This window comes from Albimonas donghaensis, from assembly GCF_900106695.1.
Lineage (GTDB): Bacteria > Pseudomonadota > Alphaproteobacteria > Rhodobacterales > Rhodobacteraceae > Albimonas > Albimonas donghaensis.
The window spans coordinates 81,872-100,697 of sequence record NZ_FNMZ01000005.1; the positions used below are offsets into that span (position 1 = coordinate 81,872).

The following is an 18,826-nucleotide window of genomic DNA, read 5'->3' on the forward strand; positions in this document are numbered from 1 at the left end:
ACCTTCCGTTCAATATTCTAACGCAATTTCGCCGATTACTCCACCGTCACCGACTTGGCGAGATTCCGGGGCTGATCCACGTCCTTGCCCAGGAAAGCGGCGGCGTAATAGGCCAGCAGCTGCGCCGGCGCCGCGTAGACGATGGGCGCGATGAAAGGGTCGCAATCGGGCATCACCACCACCCGGGCCGCGCCCTCGGCGGCGGCCTCGGCCCCGGCCGCGTCGGTGAACAGAACGATGCGTCCGCCCCGCGCCATCACCTCCTGCATGTTGGAGATGGTCTTTTCGAACAGCCCGTCCCGAGGGGCCAGCACCACCACCGGGACCGAGCTGTCGACCAGCGCGATGGGACCGTGCTTGAGCTCCCCCGACGCGTAGCCCTCGGCGTGGATATAGCTGATTTCCTTGAGCTTCAGCGCGCCTTCCATGGCCAGCGGGAACAGCGGTCCGCGGCCGAGGTAAAGCACGTCGCGGGCCTCGGCGAGCGTGATGGCCGCGGCCTCGATTTCGGGCGCGCAGGCGATGGCCTCGGACAGCTTGCGGGGGGCCTCGGACAGGATGCGGACCAGCCGGCGCTCCTCATCCTCGTCGATGGCGCCGCGCTGGCGGGCGGCGAGGATGGCGAGCGCGCCCAGCGTCACCAGCTGCGAGGTGAAGGCCTTGGTCGAGGCGACCCCGATCTCCGGCCCCGCGAGGATCGGCAGCACGATCTGCGACTCCCGCGCGATGGAGGATTCGGCGACGTTCACCACCGAAAGAACATGGCCCACATGCGGCGCCGCATAGCGCAGCGCGGCCAGCGTGTCGGCCGTCTCCCCGGACTGGGAGACGAAGACCGCCGCGTCCCGGCCCGAAAGCGGCGGCTCGCGATAGCGGAATTCCGAGGCGATGTCGCATTCCACCGGCAGGCGGGCGATCCGTTCGAACCAGTATTTGGCGATGGCGCAGGCGTAATGCCCGGTGCCGCAGGCCACCAGCACCAGCCGGTCGACCTGCGCGAAATCCACGGCCTCGGCCTCGGACCGGATCAGGCCGGTGGCGGCGTCCACGTAATGCGCCAGCGCATAGGTCGAGACCGTGGGCTGCTCGTGGATCTCCTTGGCCATGAAGTGCCGATGGCCGGCCTTGTCGATCTGCACCGAGGACGGCGACACCACCTGCACGGGCCGGTTGGCGATGCGCCCGGCCTCGTCATGGATCTCGGCGCCGGCGCGGGTGACGACGGCCCAGTCGCCTTCCTCCAGGTAGGTGATGCGGGTGGTCATCGGGGCCAGCGCCAGCGCGTCGGACCCTACGAACATCTCCCCCTCCCCCCAGCCGATGGCGAGCGGAGAGCCCCGGCGGGCGGCGACGATCAGGTCGTCCTCGCCCTCGAACAGGAAGGCCAGCGCGAAGGCGCCCTCAAGCTGGCGCAGCGTCTCGGAGGCCGCCTCCACCGGGCCCAGCCCCCGGTCCATCATGTCCTGGCACAGGTGGACGATGGTTTCGGTGTCGGTCTGGGTGACGAAGCTGTGGCCCTCGGAGGCGAGGCGGGCGCGCAGTTCGCGGAAATTCTCGATGATGCCGTTATGCACGACCGCGACGCGGGAGGCGGCGTGGGGATGCGCGTTGGTCATCGTCGCCGCGCCATGGGTGGCCCAGCGGGTGTGCCCGATGCCGGACGGCCCGCTCAGCGGCGCCGCCTCCAGCTCCGCGGCCAGCGCGGTCAGCTTGCCGGGCGCCCGGCGGCGATCCAGCCGGCCATGGTCCACGGTGGCGATGCCGGCGCTGTCATAGCCCCGGTATTCGAGCCGCTTGAGCGCGTCCAGCAGCACCGGCGCGGCCTCGCGCCCGGTTCCCAGAATCCCGACGATGCCGCACATCCGCGACGCTCCTTCTGTTGCGGCCTGCTCGGCCCAGCCTCTGGGATCGGCGCCCCGTCTCTGACGGAGGGGTCAGCCCTGTTTCGCGGCCTTGGCGGCCGCCAGCTTGTCGCGCAGCCGGGCGCCGCCGCCCGGCCTGGTGTCCTGGGCGCCGCGGGCGACGGCCAGCGCCGCCTCCGGCACGTCCGAGACGATGACCGATCCGGCCCCCACCGTCGCCCCCGCCCCGACCGAGACCGGCGCCACCAGCGCCGAGTTCGAGCCGATGAAGGCGCCCGCCCCGATTTCGGTGCGGTGCTTGAGGAAGCCGTCGTAATTGCAGGTGATGGTCCCGGCCCCGATATTGGCGCCCGCCCCGATGGTGGCGTCGCCCAGATAGGTCAGGTGGTTGGCCTTGGCGCCTTCGCCCAGCACCGCGTTCTTCAGCTCGACGAAGTTGCCGACATGGGCGTCGGCGCCGATCTCCGCCCCCGGCCGCAGGCGGGCGAAGGGGCCGATGATCGCGCCGGGGCCGACATGGGCGCCCTCGATATGGGAGAAGGCGCGGATCTCCGCCCCCGTCTCGATCACCGCGCCGGGGCCGAAGACCACATTGGGGCCGACGGTCACATCGGGCGCGATGCGGGTGTCGAGCGCGAAGAACACGGTGTCCGGCGCGGTCAGCGTCACGCCGGCCTCCAGCGCCGCGGCGCGGGCGCGGGCCTGGAAGGCGGCCTCCGCCTGGGCGAGCTGGGCGCGGGAATTCACCCCCAGCGTCTCCGCCTCCGGACAGGCCACCGCCGCCGCGTCCCGGCCATGGGCGCGGGCGATGGCGACGAGATCGGTCAGGTAGAACTCGCCCTTGGCGTTGTCGTCCGAGACCTCGGCCAGCCAGTCCCACATGGCGGGGGACTCGGCGCAGATCACCCCGGAATTGGAGAAGGTCACGGCGCGCTCGGCCTCGGTCGCCTCCTTCTCCTCGACGATGCGGGTCAGCGCCCCGTCTTCGAGGATCAGGCGGCCGTAGCCGGTCGGGTCCGCGGCCTCGAAGCCCAGCGCCACCAGGCCGGCGCCCTGCGCCCGCGCCCCGGCCATGGCGGCCAGCGTTTCCGGGCGCACCAGCGGCGTGTCGGCGTAAAGCACGAAGACGTCGCCCTCGAACCCCGCCAGCGCCTCGCGCGCCTGGGCGGCGGCGTGGGCGGTGCCGCGCTGCTCTTGCTGCAACGCGATCTCCACGTCGGGGCGGATGGCGCGGGCGGCGGCGGTCACCGCCGCGGCCCCGTGGCCGGCGACGACCACGACGCGGGCCGGCGACAGCGCCTCGGCCGCCGCCATGACATGGGCGAGCATCGGCGCCGACCCCACCGGGTGCAGCGCCTTGGGCAGGCCCGAGCGCATGCGGGTCCCGGCGCCGGCCGCGAGGATCACGGCGGCGCAGGGGCGGGGGGCTCCGGGGCGGGGCGTTGAGTCGTCTGGACGTTCCATGGAGCGAGCCTTAACACCACGCCAAGCGCAAACGGAATGTTAAGGACGGTCATATGTTGTTGCAGAGCGTTTCGGAATGGCGCGAAGGCCCCGCGGCATGAGCGCCACCCCGCCCCCGGCCCCGCGCCCGTTCCCGCGCCCGTCCCCGTTCCCACGCTGCGCGATCTTCGACCTCGACGGCACCCTGGCCGACACCTCCGCCGACCTGATCGGCGGCGCCAACGCGGCGCTGGAGAGCATGGGCGTCGCCGCAAGGCTCGACCCGGCGGCGGATGCCGGGATCTCGGGCCGCGGCGGCCGGGCCATGCTGCGCCTCGGCCTCGCGCGCGAAGGCTGGGCGGCCGAGCGCATCGAGCCCGCGGTGGAAGCGGTCGTGCCGTTCTTCCTCGCCGCCTACGAATCCCGCATCGCCGCCGAGAGCCGCCTGTTCCCCGGCGTCGTCGCCGCGCTGGACGCGCTGGAGGCCGCGGGCTGGCGGCGCGCGATCTGCACCAACAAGCCCGAGCGGCTGGCCCGGCTGCTGCTGGCCGAACTGGGCGTGCTGGACCGCTTCGGGTCGCTGATCGGCGCGGATTCGGTGGAGGCGCCCAAGCCCGACCCCCGCCCCGTGCAGGCGGCGGCGGAGCGGGCGGGCTCCGCGCTCGCGGTCTCGGTCATGGTCGGCGACACGGTGACCGACCGCTCGGCGGCGCGGGCGGCGGGGATCCCCTGCGTGCTGATGGATTTCGGGCTCTCGGCGGATAACCTGGCGTCGCTTTCGCCCGAGGCGCTGATCGGCGATTACGCCGAACTGCCCGCCCTGCTGGAAACCTTGCGTCCGGCGTTCGAGCCCTCTTGACCCCGCTCGGCGCGCCCCTTATGAGGCGCATCACCGGGCGGTTAGCTCAGTTGGTAGAGCACAGTGTTCACATCGCTGGGGTCACTGGTTCGAACCCAGTACCGCCCACCACTTCCCCTTCTTTCGTGACGTCGGGCCCCTGTTCGGGGGCCAGTATCCAGAGGCGGGAAAGACCGGACACGACCAGGCCGCCGCGCATCCGCGCAGGCGGCTTTTTCGTTCGGCCCCGCCGGGTCGTCGCCGCCCCCCCGCGCCCCCGCGCTAGCCTAGAAACGCTGCGGCAGCTCATCCCGCCGGGGGATGTCGGCGCCGCGCCGCGTGCAGGTGATCGAAGCGACGGCGGAGGCGAATTCCAGCGCCGCGGTCAGCCGCGCCGCGTCCAGCCCGCGCACCCCTTCCCCGGTCAGCGCCCCGCCCTCGTCCAGCGCGCAGAGCAGGCCGGCGAGGAACGAATCCCCCGCCCCCACCGTGTCCGCGACCTCGACCTGCGGCGCCTCGCAGGACACATGCAGCGTCTCGGTCCAGGCCTCGGCCCCGCCGCCGCCGCGGGTCAGCGCCACCAGCGAGGCGCCGAGCCCCAGCCAGCGCCGGGCGCCTTCCTCCGGCGACATGCCCGGGTTGAGCGCCTCGAAATCCTCCTCCGACACCTTCACGATGTCCGCGCAGGCGGCGAAGGCGTCGACGCGGGTGCGCCAGACGCCCATGTCCGGCTCCACGCTGGCGCGGATGTTGGGGTCGAGCGCCACCGGCAGCCCCGCCGCCCGCGCCCGGCTGGCGAGCGACAGGAAACTGTCGCCCGTGGGCCGGGTCAGCAACGAGAAACAGCCGAAGGCCAGCGCCCGCAGCCCGTCCAGCTCCGGCAGGTCGGCCCCGGTCACGGCGCGGTCGGCGGCGCCCTCCCCGTGAAACACGTAGTCGGCCGAGCCGCCCGCCTTCACCTCGACCATGGCCAGCGTCACCGGGTCGGGCTTGTCGACGAGATAGCGCGCGTCGACCCCCTCCGCCTCCAGCGCCCCGCGCAGCTTGCGGCCCATGACGCCGGCGCCGATGCCGGTCAGCAGCCCCGCCCCGCGCCCCAGCCGCGCCAGCCCGATGGCCAGGTTGAAGGCCGAGCCGCCGATGCGCGCGTCCAGCCGGAAGCCCAGCGGATGCTCCTGGTCCACGAACACGTCGAACAGGGCCTCGCCGCAAACGAGTATGGTCATGTCCGGGTCCTTTCGTGATCGTGGTCCGCCGCGCGCCGCGCGCGCCGCTCCGCCCTGCACGATCCGCGCCGGCGGGAAAAGAGCGCTTCAGGTCTCGGCCGGGTGGGCCAGATCGCGCACGAAGATCGCGGCCTGGGCGGAGAAGCGGCCGTGCAGGGGCAGAAAGGCCGCCCCCAGCACCCGCGCGCCCGGCCCGGTTTCCCCGGCCGCGAAGCGCAGCGGACTGAGCCCGGCGAGGTTCATCCCCGCCATCGCCTCCCGCGTCGCCGTCACGAGGCGATCCCGCCAGACCGGGTTCAGCACGCCGTCGATCACCGCCATCTCGAATTCCATCACCGAGCAGGCCGCCGCGCAGGCCCGCGCCAGCGCCGCGGCCGCGGTCTCCATCCAGGTCGCGAACATCGCGTCGCCGGCGTCCGAGCGCACGGTCCCGTGAATATGCGCGCGGCTGTCCAGCCCCGCCCGCAGCATCGCCCGTTCCAGCGTGATCAGCGAGGCGTCGTGGATCAGCTGCCGCGGCCGCCCGTCCACGTCCCGCCCCGCGACGGGAAGCGAGCCGATGGCCCCGGCATTGCCGGTGGGCCCGTGCTGAAGCTGGCCGTCGATGACCACGCCGCCGCCCACGAAGGTGGCGATGTAGATGTAGAGCGTGTTGGCCGCCGAGATCGCGCCGCCCAGCGCCAGCTCCGCCGCGCAGGCCGCGGTGGCGTCGTTGCAGAAGACCGACTCGAGCCCGGTCTCCTCGGCCAGCGCCGCGGCGGGGTCGAGCTGCGACCAGGCGGCGAGCGAATTGGGCGGCAGGCCCAGCTCCTCCCACCACATGTCGAAATGTCCGGGCATGGCCACGCCCAGCCCGGCCAGCCGGTCCCGCGCGCCCTCCGGCGCCCCGTCCAGCACGGCGCGCACGCCGTCGCCGGCGGCGTCCATCACGATCTCCGGCAGGGGGGCGTCATGCTCGCGCTCCCACCGGCTGACGGGCGCGCCGAGAAAGTCGATGACCAGCGCCTCGACCGAGCGACGGCCGATCTTGACCCCGAGCGAATAGACGCCCTGCGGGTTGAGCGCGAGCGGGGTCTGCGGCTGGCCGATGCGTCCGCGGACCTTGGGCTCCTTGATCAGCAGCCCTTCCTCCAGCAACGCGTTGACGATGACCGCCGCCGCCTGCGCGGACAGGCCGGTTGCGCGCGCGATCTCCGCCTTCGACAGCGGGCCGAAGCTCCGGATCGCCTGAACGATCATCCGCTCATTGTAAGCACGCAGCTTGCGCGTGTCTCCGCCTCGCACGGTTCGCCGCCTCCCATTGATCTGTTTGGAGATATGCGTAAGCGCGCCGGATAACAAAATCAACTTGATTTAATAATTGACCGACTCGCTTTCCCCCCCTATCAAACAGCGACGCCGGAAGAGCGCGGGAGGCGCGCTTCGACGCGGAAGGAACGACACGGAAAGAACAACGGGCTTCCAGGGAGGACTCCGAAATGACGATCCGCATCAGGGGACTGGCGACCGGAGGGCTGCTCACGGGCGCGCTGCTGGCGACCACCTCGCTGGCCTCGGCCGAGACGCTGACCATCGCCACCGTCAACAACGGCGACATGATCCGCATGCAGAAGCTGACGGATGATTTCACCGCCAAGAATCCCGGCATCGAGCTGGAATGGGTGACGCTGGAAGAGAACGTGCTGCGCCAGCGCGTGACCACCGACATCGCCACCAAGGGCGGCCAGTACGACGTGATGACCATCGGCACCTACGAGGTTCCGATCTGGGCCAAGCTCGGCTGGCTGCATGAACTGTCGATGCCCGCCGACTACGACGTCGACGACCTGCTGCCCTCGATCCGCGACGGCCTGACCGCGGACGGCAAGCTCTACGCCGCGCCGTTCTACGGCGAGAGCTCCATGGTCATGTACCGCACCGACCTGTTCGAGGCCGCCGGGCTGGACATGCCCGACGCCCCGACCTGGGACTTCGTCGCCGACGCCGCCCGCAAGCTGACCGACAAGGACAACGAGCTTTACGGCATCTGCCTGCGCGGCAAGGCCGGCTGGGGCGAGAACATGGCGTTCCTCTCCGCCGCCGCCAACAGCTTCGGCGCCAAGTGGTTCGACATGGACTGGAACGCCCAGTTCGACAGCCCCGAGTGGAACGAGACGCTGACCTTCTACGTGAACCTGATGAACGACGCCGGCCCTCCGGGCGCGTCGTCCAATGGCTTCAACGAGAACCTGGCCCTGTTCCAGACCGGCAAATGCGCCATGTGGATCGACGCCACCGTGGCGGCCTCCTTCGTGTCCAACCCCGATGACAGCCAGGTCGCGGACTCCGTCGGCTTCGCGCTGGCGCCGGACAACGGCCTGGGCAAGCGCGGCAACTGGCTCTGGGCCTGGACGCTCGGCATCCCCGCGTCGTCCGAGAAGGTCGAGGCGGCCGAGAAGTTCATCGCCTGGGCGACCTCCAAGGCCTACCTGGAGCTGGTGGCGGAGAACGAGGGCTGGGCGAACGTGCCCCCGGGCACCCGCACCTCGCTCTACGAGAACCCCAAGTACCAGGAGGCGGCGCCCTTCGCGGCGATGACGCTGAGCTCCATCCAGGCGGCGGATCCCAAGAACCCCACCGTCGACGAGGTGCCCTATGTCGGCGTGCAGTTCGTGGCGATCCCCGAATTCCAGGGCATCGGCACGGCGGTCGGCCAGCAGTTCTCCGCCGCGCTCGCCGGGCAGATCACCGTCGAGCAGGCGCTGGCCAACGCCCAGACCCTGACCGAGCGCGAGATGAAGCGCGCCGGTTACTGAGACGCGCGAGGGTCTCCGGGCGGCATGTCCTCGCTGCCCGACCCGGAGACCTGACGCGCGACCGCGCGGGCGGAGGGCCATGTCCCCCCATGGCCTCCGCCCGCGCCACTTGATCCAGAAAAAACGCCCGGGGAGGGCCGGCCCGATGGCCACGCTTCACACCAAGGCCGCCGCGCGCGCGATGATGTCGCCCGCCGTCATCCTGCTGCTGATCTGGATGGCCGTGCCGCTGGCCATGACGCTGTACTTCTCGTTCCTCCGCTACAACCTGCTGATGCCGGGGATGGAGGAATACACCGGGTTCCTGAACTACGAATTCTTCCTCACCGATCCCGCCTTCCCCATCGCGCTCGCCAATACGCTGATGCTGGTCGGGGGCGTGCTGCTGATCACGGTGGTGGGGGGCGTCTTCCTTGCGATCCTGCTGGACCAGCCGTTCTGGGGCCAGGGCATCGTGCGGCTGCTGGCCATCGCGCCCTTCTTCGTGATGCCCACCGTTTCGGCGCTGGTGTGGAAGAACATGCTGATGCATCCGGTGAACGGACTGTTCGCCTGGATCGCCCGAAGCTTCGGGGCCGAGCCGGTGGACTGGCTGTCCTCGATGCCGCTGTTCTCCATCATCATCATCGTGGCCTGGGCCTGGCTGCCCTTCGCGACGCTGATCATCCTGACCGCGCTGCAGTCGCTCGACAGCGACCAGAAGGAGGCGGCGGAGATGGACGGCGCCGGCCCCGTCTCGATCTTCCTCCACATCACGCTGCCCCACCTGGCGCGCGCGCTGACCGTGGTGATCCTGATCGAGACGATCTTCCTGCTGTCGGTCTTCGCGGAGATCCTGGTGACCACCTCGGGCGGTCCCGGCAACGCCAGCACCAACATCGCCTACCTGATCTACACGCAGGCGCTGTTGCAGTTCGATGTGGGCACGGCCAGCGCCGGCGGCGTGGTGGCGGTGATCCTGGCCAATATCGTGGCGATCTTCCTGATCCGGATGATCGGCAAGAACCTGGAGACCTGAGCCATGTCGCGCACCGCAACTCCGCAGCGCAAGGCGCTGTTCACGCTGATCGGCTGGACCATCGGGCTCGTGCTGTTCTTCCCGATCCTGTGGACCATCCTCACCAGCTTCAAGACCGAGGTCGAGGCGGTCACCACCCCGCCCACCTTCTTCTTCTTCGACTGGACGTTCGAGAACTACCTCGCGGTGCAGGAGCGGTCGAACTACTTCCTGCACGCCATGAACTCGGTCATCATCTCGGTCGGCTCCACCGCGCTGGGCCTGCTGATCGCGGTGCCCGCCGCCTGGGCCATGGCGTTCTCGCCCACCAAGCGGACCAAGGACATCCTGATGTGGATGCTCTCCACCAAGATGCTGCCGCCCGTGGGCGTGCTGGTCCCGATCTACCTGATCGCGCGGGACTGGGGGGTGCTCGACACCCGCATCGCGCTGGTGGTGGTGCTGATGATGATCAACCTGCCGATCATCGTGTGGATGCTCTACACCTACTTCAAGGAGATCCCCGGCGACATCCTGGAGGCCGCCCGCATGGACGGCGCCAGCCTGCGCCAGGAAATCGTGTCCGTGCTCGCCCCAATGGCGGTGCCGGGCATCGCCTCCACCCTTCTGCTCAACATCATCCTGGCCTGGAACGAGGCGTTCTGGACCCTGAACCTGACGGCCGCCAAGGCCGCGCCGCTGACGGCGTTCATCGCCTCCTATTCCAGCCCCGAGGGCCTGTTCTGGGCCAAGCTCTCGGCCGCCTCGACCATGGCCATCGCGCCGATCCTGGTGATGGGCTGGTTCTCCCAGAAGCAGCTGGTGCGCGGGCTGACCTTCGGCGCCGTCAAATAAGAAACCCTGAAGGGGAGGAGACATCATGGGCGCGATCACGCTTGAGAACGTGGTGAAACGCTTCGGCGAGGCGCAGGTGATCCACGGCGTCGACCTGGAGATCAAGGACGGCGAGTTCGTGGTCTTCGTCGGCCCGTCGGGCTGCGGCAAGTCCACCCTGCTGCGCCTGATCGCGGGGCTGGAGGACGTCTCCGACGGCCGCATCGTCATCGACGGGCAAGACGCCACCGACCTGCCCCCGGCCAGGCGCCGGCTGGCGATGGTGTTCCAGTCCTACGCGCTCTACCCGCATATGTCGGTGGCCCGGAACATCGGCTTTCCGCTGAAGATGGCGGGCATGGACAAGGCGGCGATCGAGGCCAAGGTCCAGGGCGCGGCGAAGATCCTCAACCTGACCGACTATCTCGACCGCAAGCCGGGCCAGCTTTCCGGCGGGCAGCGCCAGCGCGTCGCCATCGGCCGGGCCATCGTGCGCGAGCCCTCGGCGTTCCTGTTCGACGAGCCGCTGTCCAATCTCGACGCCGCGCTGCGGGTGAACATGCGGCTGGAGATCTCGGAGCTTCACCAGTCGCTCGCCACCACCATGATCTACGTGACCCATGACCAGGTCGAGGCGATGACCATGGCCGACAAGATCGTGGTGCTGCAGGGCGGGAAGATCGAGCAGGTGGGCTCCCCGCTGGAGCTTTACCGCAACCCGCGCAACAAGTTCGTCGCCGGCTTCATCGGCTCGCCCGCCATGAACATGGTCGAGGGGGCGGAGGCCGCGAAGGCCGGCGCGACCACCATCGGCGTGCGCCCCGAACATTTCGTCATGTCCCATGAGTCCGGCCAGTGGCGCGGCAAGGTGGGCGTGGCCGAGCATCTGGGCTCCGACACCTTCCTGCATGTGGAGGTCGAGGGCGTGGGCCCCGTCACCGCCCGCGCCACCGGCGAATTCGAGGCCCGGCACGGCGACACGGTGTTCCTGACCCCCGAAGAAGGCCGGGTCTATCGCTTCGGCCCGGACGGCCTCGCGCTCTGACGGACGCCGTGGCGGCGTCGGCCCGACCAGTCCGGCGAGGGCCCCGGCCCGGCTGAAGGCCGGGCGCCTCGCCCCGCAATGCTGCAATGAAGACGGCGGGCCGCGGACGTGCCGCCCCGTCGGGAGGAGCGGAACATGATCCGTCTGTCGCGCGAAACCCTGACCGCCCTGCCCGCCGGCGTGGCCGCCCCCGCCTATGATCGGGCGCGGGTGAGCCCCGGCATCCTGCATGTGGGGGTGGGCAACTTCCACCGCGCGCATCTGGCGATCTATCTCGACGACCTGTTCGCCATGGGCAAGTCGCTGGACTGGGGGATCCTGGGCGCCGGCGTGCGCGCCCCCGACGCCGACATGCGCGCCCGGCTGGAGGCGCAGGACTGGCTGTCCACGGTGGTCGAGCTGGAGCCCGGCGCCCTGCGCGCGCGGGTCTGCGGGGCGATGACCGGCTTCGCCCCGGTCGCCCCCGACAACGCGCCCCTGATCCGGGCCATGTGCGACCCCGCCATCCGCATCGTGTCGCTGACCGTGACCGAGGGCGGCTATTTCCTCGACAGCGCCACCGGGGATTTCGATGCGAACCATCCCCAGATGCTGGCCGACGCCGCCAACCCGGACGCGCCCGGCTCGGTGTTCGGGGCCATGCTCGCGGCCCTGCGCCGGCGCCGGCAGGCCTCGATCCCGCCCTTCACGGTGATGTCGTGCGACAACATCCCGGGCAACGGCCATGTGGCGATGGCGGCGCTGACCGGGCTCGCGCGTCTGCACGATCCGGCCTTCGCCGACTGGGTGGAAGACAACGTCGCCGCCCCCGACGGCATGGTCGACCGCATCGCCGTGGTCACCGACGACGCGCGCCGCGCCGTGATCCGCGACGATTTCGGGATCGACGACGCCTCCCCGGTGTTCTGCGAGCCCTTCCGCCAATGGGTGCTGGAGGACCGTTTCCCCACCGGGCGCCCGGAATTCGAGGCGGTGGGCGTCACCTTCGCCGCCGACGTCTCGGCCTATGAGAAGATGAAGCTGCGGGTGCTGAACGGCGGCCATGCCTGCATCGCCTATCCCGGCGCGCTGCTGGACTGCCATTACGCCCATGACGCCATGGCGCATCCGCTGGTGGCGGGCTTTCTCGACAAGGTGGAGACCGAGGAGATCGTGCCCATGGTCCCGCCCCCGCCGGGCCAGGACCTGCGGGACTATCTCACGCTCATCAAGTCGCGCTTCGCCAATCCGGAGGTGAAGGACACCATCGCGCGGCTCTGCCTCGACGGGTCCAACCGGCAGCCGAAGTTCATCCTGCCCTCCACGAAGGACCGGGTGGCGCAGGGCGCGCCCGTGACCGGCCTGGCGCTGGAGAGCGCGCTGTGGTGCCGCTATCTCGCGGGCGGCTCGGAGACGGGACGCGAATATGCGCTGGAGGACGAGCAGGCCGACCGGCTCCGCGCCGCGGCGCTGACGGCGAAGGCGGAGCCCGCGGCCTTCCTCGGCCTGCGCGACATCTTCGGGGATCTGGGCGAGGCGCCGGCGTTCTCGACCGCCTTCGACGAGGCGCTGACGATGCTGTGGCGCGACGGGACGGCGGCGACGCTAGCGCGTTACCTCTCCCTGCCCGCCGGCGCGCCGCTGGGGCGATGAAACCGGCCTCCGGACAGGCTTCGGGCCCGCGCATGGCGGGCCCGATCAGAGCGGTTCGCGATGATGATCCCGGCGAGGGATCAGAAGTTCGCGCCGTAGGCGGCGCGGGCCGCGGCGGAGGGGATGTCGCCGCGCTCCAGGCCGATATCGGCCAGGGCGGCGTCCGACAGCCGCTCCAGCGACGCGCGGGTGCGAGCGAAGGACCGGCGACGGGCCAGGCCGTCCATCAGGTCGCGGAAAAAGCCGGTTCCGGCGGAGGAGCGGGCGGCGGTGTTGGCGAAAGCGATCGAGGTCATGTCGTGTCTCCAGAGCGTATCGGACGGCATCGCGAAAGGGGCCGGGGGCGTCCCGGCCGGGTTCGCGGCGCATCCGTGAGTGCGTTGCGGTTCAGGGGGCGCGCGGCGCCGGGTGGCGAGCCGCGCTTCGCAGCGCATTCGGCGCCACGGTCGAGACGGCATGTAGACCGGCGCATACATCCCGGAAAGAGGGCGCGCGAGCAATCCCGTCATGCGGCGGACGCATGGCCTCTTTCCCGATGGTTTACGCAACGCGTGGAAGGGATCCGGGCATGACCGGCGCCGTGGGCATGGCCGGCGCCCCTTCGGGCGGGCGTTATCTGGGGCTGGATCTGGGCACCTCGGGGCTCAAGGCGCTGCTGATCGACGGCGCGCAGCGGGTCGTGGCCTCGGCCGATGCGGGGCTGGAGGTCTCGCGCCCCCGTCCCGGCTGGTCCGAGCAATCGCCCGAGGCCTGGCTCGCCGCCGCCGACCGCGCGGTGGCCGCGCTGGCCGCCCAGGCGCCCGAGGACATGGGGCGCGTGCGCGGCATCGGGCTGTCGGGCCAGATGCATGGCGCGACCCTGCTGGACGAGGCCGACCGGCCGCTGCGCCCCTGCATCCTGTGGGACGACGTGCGCTCGGCGGCCGAGGCGGCGCGGCTCGACGCCGATCCGCGGTTCCGCGCGATCTCGGGCAACATCGTGTTCCCCGGCTTCACCGCGCCGAAGCTCGCCTGGATGGCGACGCATGAGCCGGCGCTGTTCGCGCGCATTCGCAAAGTGCTGCTGCCCAAGGACTATCTGCGGCTGTGGCTGACCGGGGCGCATGTGTCGGATGTCTCCGACGCCGCCGGCACCGGCTGGCTGGACGTCGGCGCGCGGGCGTGGTCGCCCGACCTGCTCGCGGCCGGCGGCATGGAGCGCGGCCAGATGCCGGAGCTGGTGGAGGGGACCGAGGTCTCGGGAACCCTGCGCCCCGCCCTCGCCCGGCGCTGGGGGATGCCGGAGGGGGTCGTGGTGGCCGGCGGCGGCGGCGACAACGCGGCCTCCGCCATCGGGACCGGCGCCGTGCGGCCCGGCGCGGCCTTCGTGTCGCTGGGCACCTCCGGCGTGCTCTTCGCCGCGACCGGGCGCTGCCTGCCCGCGCCCGACAGCGCCGTGCACGCCTTCTGCCACGCGCTGCCCGGCATGTGGTGCCAGATGGGGGTGATCCTGTCCGCGGCCTCGGCGCTGGACTGGTTCGCGCGCATCGCCGGCCAGCCCGCCTCGGCGCTGGCGGCCGAGCTGGACGAGACCGCGCAGGCCCCCGGCCCCGTCGCCTTCCTGCCCTACCTGGCCGGCGAGCGGACGCCGCATAACGACGCCGCGGTGCGCGGCGGCTTTTTCGGCCTGTCCCACGCCGCCGACCGCCCCATGCTGACCCGCGCGGTGATGGACGGCGTCGCCTTTTGCCTGCGCGACTGCCTCGACGCCCTGCGCGCCGCCGGACAGGACGTGGAGCGCGCCACCGCGGTCGGCGGCGGCAGCCGGTCGCGGGTCTGGCTGATCTCGGTCGCCAACGCGCTGGGGGTTCCCATCGACATCCCCGCTTCGGGCGAGTTCGGCGCCACGCTGGGCGCCGCGCGCCTGGCGCTGATCGCGGCCGAGGGCGCCGAGCCCATGGCGGTCTGCGCCCCGCCCGCCACCGAGTCCGAGATCCTGCCCGACCCCGCGCTCGCCGACGCCTACGCCGCGGCCCATGGCCGGCATCGCGGGCTCTATCCCGCGCTGGGCGCCGCGGGGGGCTAGGGGCCGAACGGAATCGCATCAGGTCACGGCCGGTCTCCTCCCGAGCCCAGACCTGCAACCTGCGCCGCGTCGGTCCCTCCGATGCGGCGCTTTTTTACGCGCGGGCGGCAGCCCCCCTTTCCGTCGCGAATTGATATGGATTTTTTCCGCATCCATCGGACCAAATGTCCTATCCTGAAGGCGTCCGCCTCCTGATCCGCATATTCAACAGGCTCTTGAGCCCCCTCTGCCGCAAAAGCGGTCGTCCGCCCGTCTGCGCGCGCTTGACAAGTCCTGTCCGGACCTGAATGTTGAATTTGTCCGGACAAACCTGCGACCGGACCGCGACGGAGGACAACATGACGGGCGAACTCAGCTGGCCGGACGGCAAGACCCTGGCGCTTTCGGTGGTGGTGAATGTCGAGGAAGGCTCCGAGATGTCCATCGCCGACGGCGACAAGAAGCCGGAGCCGGTGGACGAGCTGGGCGTGGCGCTCGGCGCCCCCATCCGCAACTACGCCAACGAATCCAACTATCAATACGGCATCCGCGCCGGCGGCCCGCGCATCTTCAAGCTGCTGGAGAAGCACGGCGTGACCACCTCCGTCACCGCCGCGGCGCTCAGCCTCGAACGCGCGCCCCATATCGCCGCGATGATCCGCGACGGCGGGCACGAGCCGACCTCGCACGGCTATCGCTGGATCCACCAGTTCTCCTACGACGAACCGCGCGAACGCGAGTTCATCGCCAAGGCCGCCGCCTCGATCGAGACCACCACCGGGACCCGCCCCAGGGGCTGGCTGTCGCGCTATCTCCACACGCCGCGCACCCGGCGGCTGCTGGTGGAGGAGGGCTACGACTATCACATGGACGACCTGTCCGACGACGTGCCGCGCTGGGAGCCGGTGGAGATGGAGGACGGCTCGGTCAGGCCGCTCATCTGCATGCCCTACGCCATCGACACCAATGACATGAAGTTCTGGACCTCGCCCTCGCTGACCCCGCAGGCGTGGCTGGACTACGCGAAGAAGTCCTTCGACTGGCTGCTGGAGGAAAGCAGGACCGAGGGGCCGAAGATGCTGAACGTGGGTCTTCACCTGCGCATCATCGGCCGGCCCGGGCGGATCTGGGCGCTGGACGAGTTCCTGACCCATGTCACCGCGGCGCAGGACGAGGGGGTCTGGATCGCCCAGCGCGGCCAGATCGCCGAGCGCTTCCGCCAGTGCTGCCCCTGGCAGGGCTGAGGGGGCGCGGCGGAGATGACCCGGGGCGAAGCCACCACCCGCAGGCGGATCCGATGAGCGGCGCGCTGCGCCGGTTCGCGGCCTCGGCCCCGCTGATGATGCCGGCGGCGCTGGCCGTCGGGCTGGCGGCGCCGGACGCGACGGCCGCCCTGCGCCCCTGGGTGGCGCCGCTGTCGGTGGCGCTGGTGGTGCTGTCGATGCTGCGGGTGGAGCCCGCGCGCCTGCGCGCCGCCTTCGACCGGCCCGGCCATGTCGCCGCCGTCTGCGCGGCCATGCTGATCGCGGCGCCGGCGCTGGCCGCCGGCATCGCCTTCGCGCTGGGGGCGCCGTCCTGGCTGGCGGCGGGGCTGGCGCTTTGCGCGGCGGCGCCGCCGCTGTCGTCCTCGGCCGCCTTCGCCATCATCGTGCGCATCGACCCGGCCTATGTGACCGCGCTGTCGATCCCCGCCACCCTGATCGCGCCGGCGACCGTCTGGGCGGTCACCGCGCTGTTGCCGGGGATGGAGCAGGGGGTGGACGTCACCGCCCTGTCGCTGCGGCTCGCCGGGCTGATCTTCGCGGCCTTCGGGCTGGCGCTGCTGGCGCGCCGGGTGCTGGGGGCGGCGCGGGTGAACCGCGCGGCCGCCCCGCTCGACGCCGCGGCGGTGGCGCTGATGGCGCTGATCGGCTTCGCGATCACCGAGGACATCCGCGCGCCGATCCTCTCCGACCTCTCGGGCTGGCTGGCGATCCTGGCCGCGACCTGGGCGCTGTCGGCGGGCGCCTGCCTCGGCGCCGCGCTTTTGTTCCGCGGCGCTGGGCGGGACCGGTCGGCGGCGGCGGGGCTGGCCTGCGCGGTGCGCAACATGGCGCTGATGGTGGCCGCGGTCACCGGCGCGGTGGAGGACCGGATCGCCCTGGTGGTGGTCACCGCCCAGATCCCGATCTACGCGGCGCCGCTGCTGATGCGCCCGCTATTCGCCCGGCTTGGCCGGGAAAGGGGAACCGCATGAGCCTGGAAGCGCAATTCGAGCGCGCGGTGCGCGCCGCCTCGCGCTGGTCGGCCCGGCTGGGCGGGCTGGTGGTGCTGGCCTGCGCGGTGCTGGTCACCGCCGAGGTGATCCTGCGCAACCTGCCCGGCGGGCTGGGCTCCGAGATCCGGCTGCACAGTTTCGAGCTGACCAATTTCGGCTTCGCCGCCGCCGTCGCCTTCGGCTTCGCCTATGCGCTGACCGAGCGCGCGCATATCCGCATCGACCTGCTCTACGCCCGCCTGCCCCTCGCCGCCCGCGCGGGGCTGGACGCGCTGGCGCTGCTGGCGCTGGCGGCCATGGCCTCGACCATGGCCTGGCATGGCTGGGGAGTGGCGATGCGCTCCGCCGCCATGGGGGCGATGCCCAATTCCACCCTGCGCCTGCCGCTGGTCATCCCCCAGTCGGTCTGGGCCGCGGGGCTCACCTGGTTCGCCGGCATCGCCGTGCTGCTCGCCGCGCAGGCGCTGCTGCGGCTGGCGCGCGGCCGTTTCGCCGAAGTCCACGCCGCCGCCGGCGTCATGCGCGAGGAGGACACCGCATGATCGGCGTCGCCGCCCTGATCCTGGCCGCGCTGATCGCGCTGGCCCTGCCCGTGGCCGCCGCGCTCGGCATCCTCGCGGTATCGCTGTCGGAGATCTATTCCTTCTTCCCCCTCCTGCCCGCGCTGGGCGAGATCCTGTGGTCCGCCTCCACCGAGTTCGTGCTGGTCGCCGCCCCCATGTTCATCCTGATGGGCGAGATCCTGCTGCGCGCCGGCATCGCGCGCGACATGTATGAGGGCGTGGACGCCTGGGTGAACCGGGTGCCGGGCGGGCTGATGCACACCAACATCGCCTCCTGCACCCTGTTCGCGGCGACCTCGGGGTCGTCGGTGGCCACGGCGGCGACCATCGGGACCGTGGCGATCCCCAACATGACGCGGCTGGGCTACAACCCCTCGCTCTATCTCGGGTCGATCGCCGCCGGGGGGACGCTGGGCATCCTCATTCCGCCCTCGGTCAACATGATCCTCTACGGCGTGCTGGCGGAAGTGTCGGTGACCCGGCTCTACCTCGCCGCCCTGATCCCGGGGCTGATGCTGGCGCTGCTGTTCTCCGGCGTCATCGCCGCCATCTGCATCTTCCGCCCGGGGCTGGACGGCGGGCGGGGGAACGCCGACTGGGCGGCGCGCTGGCGCGGGCTGCGGGCGCTGGCGGCGCCGCTGGGGCTGTTCTGCGTGGTCGTCGGCTCGATCTACGCCGGTTTCGCGACCCCGACCGAGGCCGCGGCGCTGGGCGTCGTCGCCTCGCTGGCGCTGGCCGCCGCGCGGGGGAAGCTGTCGCGCGCCTCGCTCTGGGCGGCGCTGGAGGGCGCGATGCGCACCACCGCCATGGTCATGCTGATCGTGGTCGCGGCCTTCTTCCTCAACTTCGTGATGGTCTCCACCGGGCTGACCACGGCCATCACCGGCGCCATGACCGCGCTCGAGGTCGCGCCGGTCACGGTCATTCTGATCATCGTCTGCGCCTATCTGGTGCTGGGCTGCTTCATGGAGACCCTGTCCCTGATGGTCGCCACCACCCCGATCATCGCCCCCGTCGTCGCCGCGCTGGGCTTCGACCTGGTGTGGTTCGGGGTGCTGTTCATGATCCTCATCGAGGCGGCGCTGATCACGCCCCCGATCGGGGTCAACCTGTTCGTGGTGCAGGGGGTGCGCGGCGCCTCCTCCGGCCCGATCCGGCAGGTGATGCTCGGCGCCCTGCCCTTCCTCGCCATGATGCTCGCCATGATCGGGCTGCTGATCCTCGCCCCCGACCTGGCCCTGTGGCTGCCAGGGATCGCCATGTGACCCGGCCCGGCGCCCGGCAGGCGAT

General features: G+C 71.2%; 16 protein-coding genes and 1 tRNA gene. 12 read left to right on the forward strand and 5 right to left on the reverse strand.

Going from position 1 to position 18,826, the window contains the following annotated elements; translation table 11 throughout:
* Positions 1-35 precede the first annotated feature (35 nt).
* Complete coding sequence (gene glmS / locus BLV24_RS14565) at positions 36-1,862, reverse strand: glutamine--fructose-6-phosphate transaminase (isomerizing) (RefSeq protein ID WP_092683051.1); 1,827 nt, start codon at positions 1,860-1,862, stop codon at positions 36-38.
* 72 nt (positions 1,863-1,934) lie between these two features.
* Complete coding sequence (gene glmU / locus BLV24_RS14570) at positions 1,935-3,326, reverse strand: bifunctional UDP-N-acetylglucosamine diphosphorylase/glucosamine-1-phosphate N-acetyltransferase GlmU (protein ID WP_092683053.1); 1,392 nt, start codon at positions 3,324-3,326, stop codon at positions 1,935-1,937.
* Positions 3,327-3,423: 97 nt separating this feature from the next.
* Here glmU and BLV24_RS14575 point away from each other — a divergent pair, with 97 nt between their 5' ends.
* Positions 3,424-4,164, forward strand: coding sequence for an HAD-IA family hydrolase (locus tag BLV24_RS14575; RefSeq protein ID WP_092683055.1), 741 nt, complete (start codon positions 3,424-3,426; stop codon positions 4,162-4,164).
* Positions 4,165-4,199: 35 nt separating this feature from the next.
* Positions 4,200-4,275 (forward strand) — tRNA-Val (locus BLV24_RS14580).
* A 155-nt stretch (positions 4,276-4,430) separates the two neighbouring features.
* Here BLV24_RS14580 and BLV24_RS14585 read toward each other — a convergent pair.
* Complete coding sequence (locus BLV24_RS14585) at positions 4,431-5,369, reverse strand: carbohydrate kinase family protein (RefSeq protein WP_092683057.1); 939 nt, start codon at positions 5,367-5,369, stop codon at positions 4,431-4,433.
* Between the two features lie 87 nt (positions 5,370-5,456).
* Positions 5,457-6,653, reverse strand: coding sequence for an ROK family transcriptional regulator (locus BLV24_RS14590; protein WP_218133436.1), 1,197 nt, complete (start codon positions 6,651-6,653; stop codon positions 5,457-5,459).
* A gap of 194 nt (positions 6,654-6,847) precedes the next feature.
* Here BLV24_RS14590 and BLV24_RS14595 point away from each other — a divergent pair, with 194 nt between their 5' ends.
* The 5 genes from BLV24_RS14595 to BLV24_RS14615 all read left to right on the forward strand — a co-directional run bounded on the left by BLV24_RS14595 (position 6,848) and on the right by BLV24_RS14615 (position 12,672).
* The gene (locus tag BLV24_RS14595; RefSeq protein ID WP_092683061.1) at positions 6,848-8,164 is read left to right on the forward strand and encodes an ABC transporter substrate-binding protein; all 1,317 of its coding nucleotides are present in this window, start codon (positions 6,848-6,850) and stop codon (positions 8,162-8,164) included.
* Positions 8,165-8,309: 145 nt separating this feature from the next.
* Complete coding sequence (locus BLV24_RS14600) at positions 8,310-9,182, forward strand: carbohydrate ABC transporter permease (RefSeq protein ID WP_092683063.1); 873 nt, start codon at positions 8,310-8,312, stop codon at positions 9,180-9,182.
* A 3-nt stretch (positions 9,183-9,185) separates the two neighbouring features.
* Complete coding sequence (locus BLV24_RS14605) at positions 9,186-10,016, forward strand: carbohydrate ABC transporter permease (protein ID WP_092683065.1); 831 nt, start codon at positions 9,186-9,188, stop codon at positions 10,014-10,016.
* Between the two features lie 25 nt (positions 10,017-10,041).
* Entirely contained in the window at positions 10,042-11,040 is a 999-nt protein-coding gene (locus BLV24_RS14610) for an ABC transporter ATP-binding protein (RefSeq protein WP_092683067.1), read from the forward strand.
* 135 nt (positions 11,041-11,175) lie between these two features.
* Entirely contained in the window at positions 11,176-12,672 is a 1,497-nt protein-coding gene (locus BLV24_RS14615; RefSeq protein ID WP_092683069.1) for a mannitol dehydrogenase family protein, read from the forward strand.
* 80 nt (positions 12,673-12,752) lie between these two features.
* Here BLV24_RS14615 and BLV24_RS21655 read toward each other — a convergent pair whose 3' ends face one another.
* Positions 12,753-12,968: a DUF1127 domain-containing protein gene (locus tag BLV24_RS21655; protein WP_143040324.1), complete on the reverse strand. Its 216-nt coding sequence runs from the start codon at positions 12,966-12,968 to the stop codon at positions 12,753-12,755.
* 272 nt (positions 12,969-13,240) lie between these two features.
* On the opposite strand from BLV24_RS21655, the gene xylB reads away from it, so the two are divergent.
* The 5 genes from xylB to BLV24_RS14645 all read left to right on the forward strand — a co-directional run bounded on the left by xylB (position 13,241) and on the right by BLV24_RS14645 (position 18,801).
* Positions 13,241-14,737, forward strand: coding sequence for a xylulokinase (gene xylB / locus BLV24_RS14625; RefSeq protein WP_245710584.1), 1,497 nt, complete (start codon positions 13,241-13,243; stop codon positions 14,735-14,737).
* 338 nt (positions 14,738-15,075) lie between these two features.
* Positions 15,076-15,960 carry a polysaccharide deacetylase family protein gene (locus BLV24_RS14630; RefSeq protein ID WP_092683073.1) on the forward strand — a complete coding sequence of 295 codons (885 nt, stop codon included), beginning with the start codon at positions 15,076-15,078 and terminating at the stop codon, positions 15,958-15,960.
* A gap of 53 nt (positions 15,961-16,013) precedes the next feature.
* A complete protein-coding gene (locus BLV24_RS22025) occupies positions 16,014-16,952 on the forward strand; it encodes a hypothetical protein (protein WP_092683075.1) in 939 nt (312 codons plus the stop codon).
* Entirely contained in the window at positions 16,949-17,515 is a 567-nt protein-coding gene (locus BLV24_RS14640) for a TRAP transporter small permease subunit (protein ID WP_092683077.1), read from the forward strand. Before BLV24_RS22025 ends, BLV24_RS14640 begins: the two co-directional genes overlap by 4 nt.
* Positions 17,512-18,801, forward strand: a complete 1,290-nt coding sequence (locus BLV24_RS14645) for a TRAP transporter large permease (protein ID WP_092683078.1) — start codon at positions 17,512-17,514, stop codon at positions 18,799-18,801. The genes BLV24_RS14640 and BLV24_RS14645 overlap by 4 nt, the downstream gene beginning before the upstream one ends.
* Positions 18,802-18,826: the final 25 nt, after the last annotated feature.

Excerpts from the sequence above, each read along its gene's own strand:
- glmU (WP_092683053.1), bottom strand. The coding sequence starts at position 3,326 with ATGGAACGTCCAGACGACTCAACGCCCCGCCCCGGAGCCCCCCGCCCC.
- xylB (WP_245710584.1), top strand. The coding sequence starts at position 13,241 with ATGACCGGCGCCGTGGGCATGGCCGGCGCCCCTTCGGGCGGGCGTTAT.
- BLV24_RS14605 (WP_092683065.1), top strand. The coding sequence starts at position 9,186 with ATGTCGCGCACCGCAACTCCGCAGCGCAAGGCGCTGTTCACGCTGATC.
- BLV24_RS14645 (WP_092683078.1), top strand. The coding sequence starts at position 17,512 with ATGATCGGCGTCGCCGCCCTGATCCTGGCCGCGCTGATCGCGCTGGCC.
- BLV24_RS21655 (WP_143040324.1), bottom strand. The coding sequence starts at position 12,968 with ATGACCTCGATCGCTTTCGCCAACACCGCCGCCCGCTCCTCCGCCGGA.
- BLV24_RS14600 (WP_092683063.1), top strand. The coding sequence starts at position 8,310 with ATGGCCACGCTTCACACCAAGGCCGCCGCGCGCGCGATGATGTCGCCC.
- BLV24_RS14610 (WP_092683067.1), top strand. The coding sequence starts at position 10,042 with ATGGGCGCGATCACGCTTGAGAACGTGGTGAAACGCTTCGGCGAGGCG.
- BLV24_RS22025 (WP_092683075.1), top strand. The coding sequence starts at position 16,014 with ATGAGCGGCGCGCTGCGCCGGTTCGCGGCCTCGGCCCCGCTGATGATG.
- BLV24_RS14615 (WP_092683069.1), top strand. The coding sequence starts at position 11,176 with ATGATCCGTCTGTCGCGCGAAACCCTGACCGCCCTGCCCGCCGGCGTG.
- BLV24_RS14575 (WP_092683055.1), top strand. The coding sequence starts at position 3,424 with ATGAGCGCCACCCCGCCCCCGGCCCCGCGCCCGTTCCCGCGCCCGTCC.
- glmS (WP_092683051.1), bottom strand. The coding sequence starts at position 1,862 with ATGTGCGGCATCGTCGGGATTCTGGGAACCGGGCGCGAGGCCGCGCCG.
- BLV24_RS14640 (WP_092683077.1), top strand. The coding sequence starts at position 16,949 with ATGAGCCTGGAAGCGCAATTCGAGCGCGCGGTGCGCGCCGCCTCGCGC.
- BLV24_RS14630 (WP_092683073.1), top strand. The coding sequence starts at position 15,076 with ATGACGGGCGAACTCAGCTGGCCGGACGGCAAGACCCTGGCGCTTTCG.
- BLV24_RS14585 (WP_092683057.1), bottom strand. The coding sequence starts at position 5,369 with ATGACCATACTCGTTTGCGGCGAGGCCCTGTTCGACGTGTTCGTGGAC.
- BLV24_RS14595 (WP_092683061.1), top strand. The coding sequence starts at position 6,848 with ATGACGATCCGCATCAGGGGACTGGCGACCGGAGGGCTGCTCACGGGC.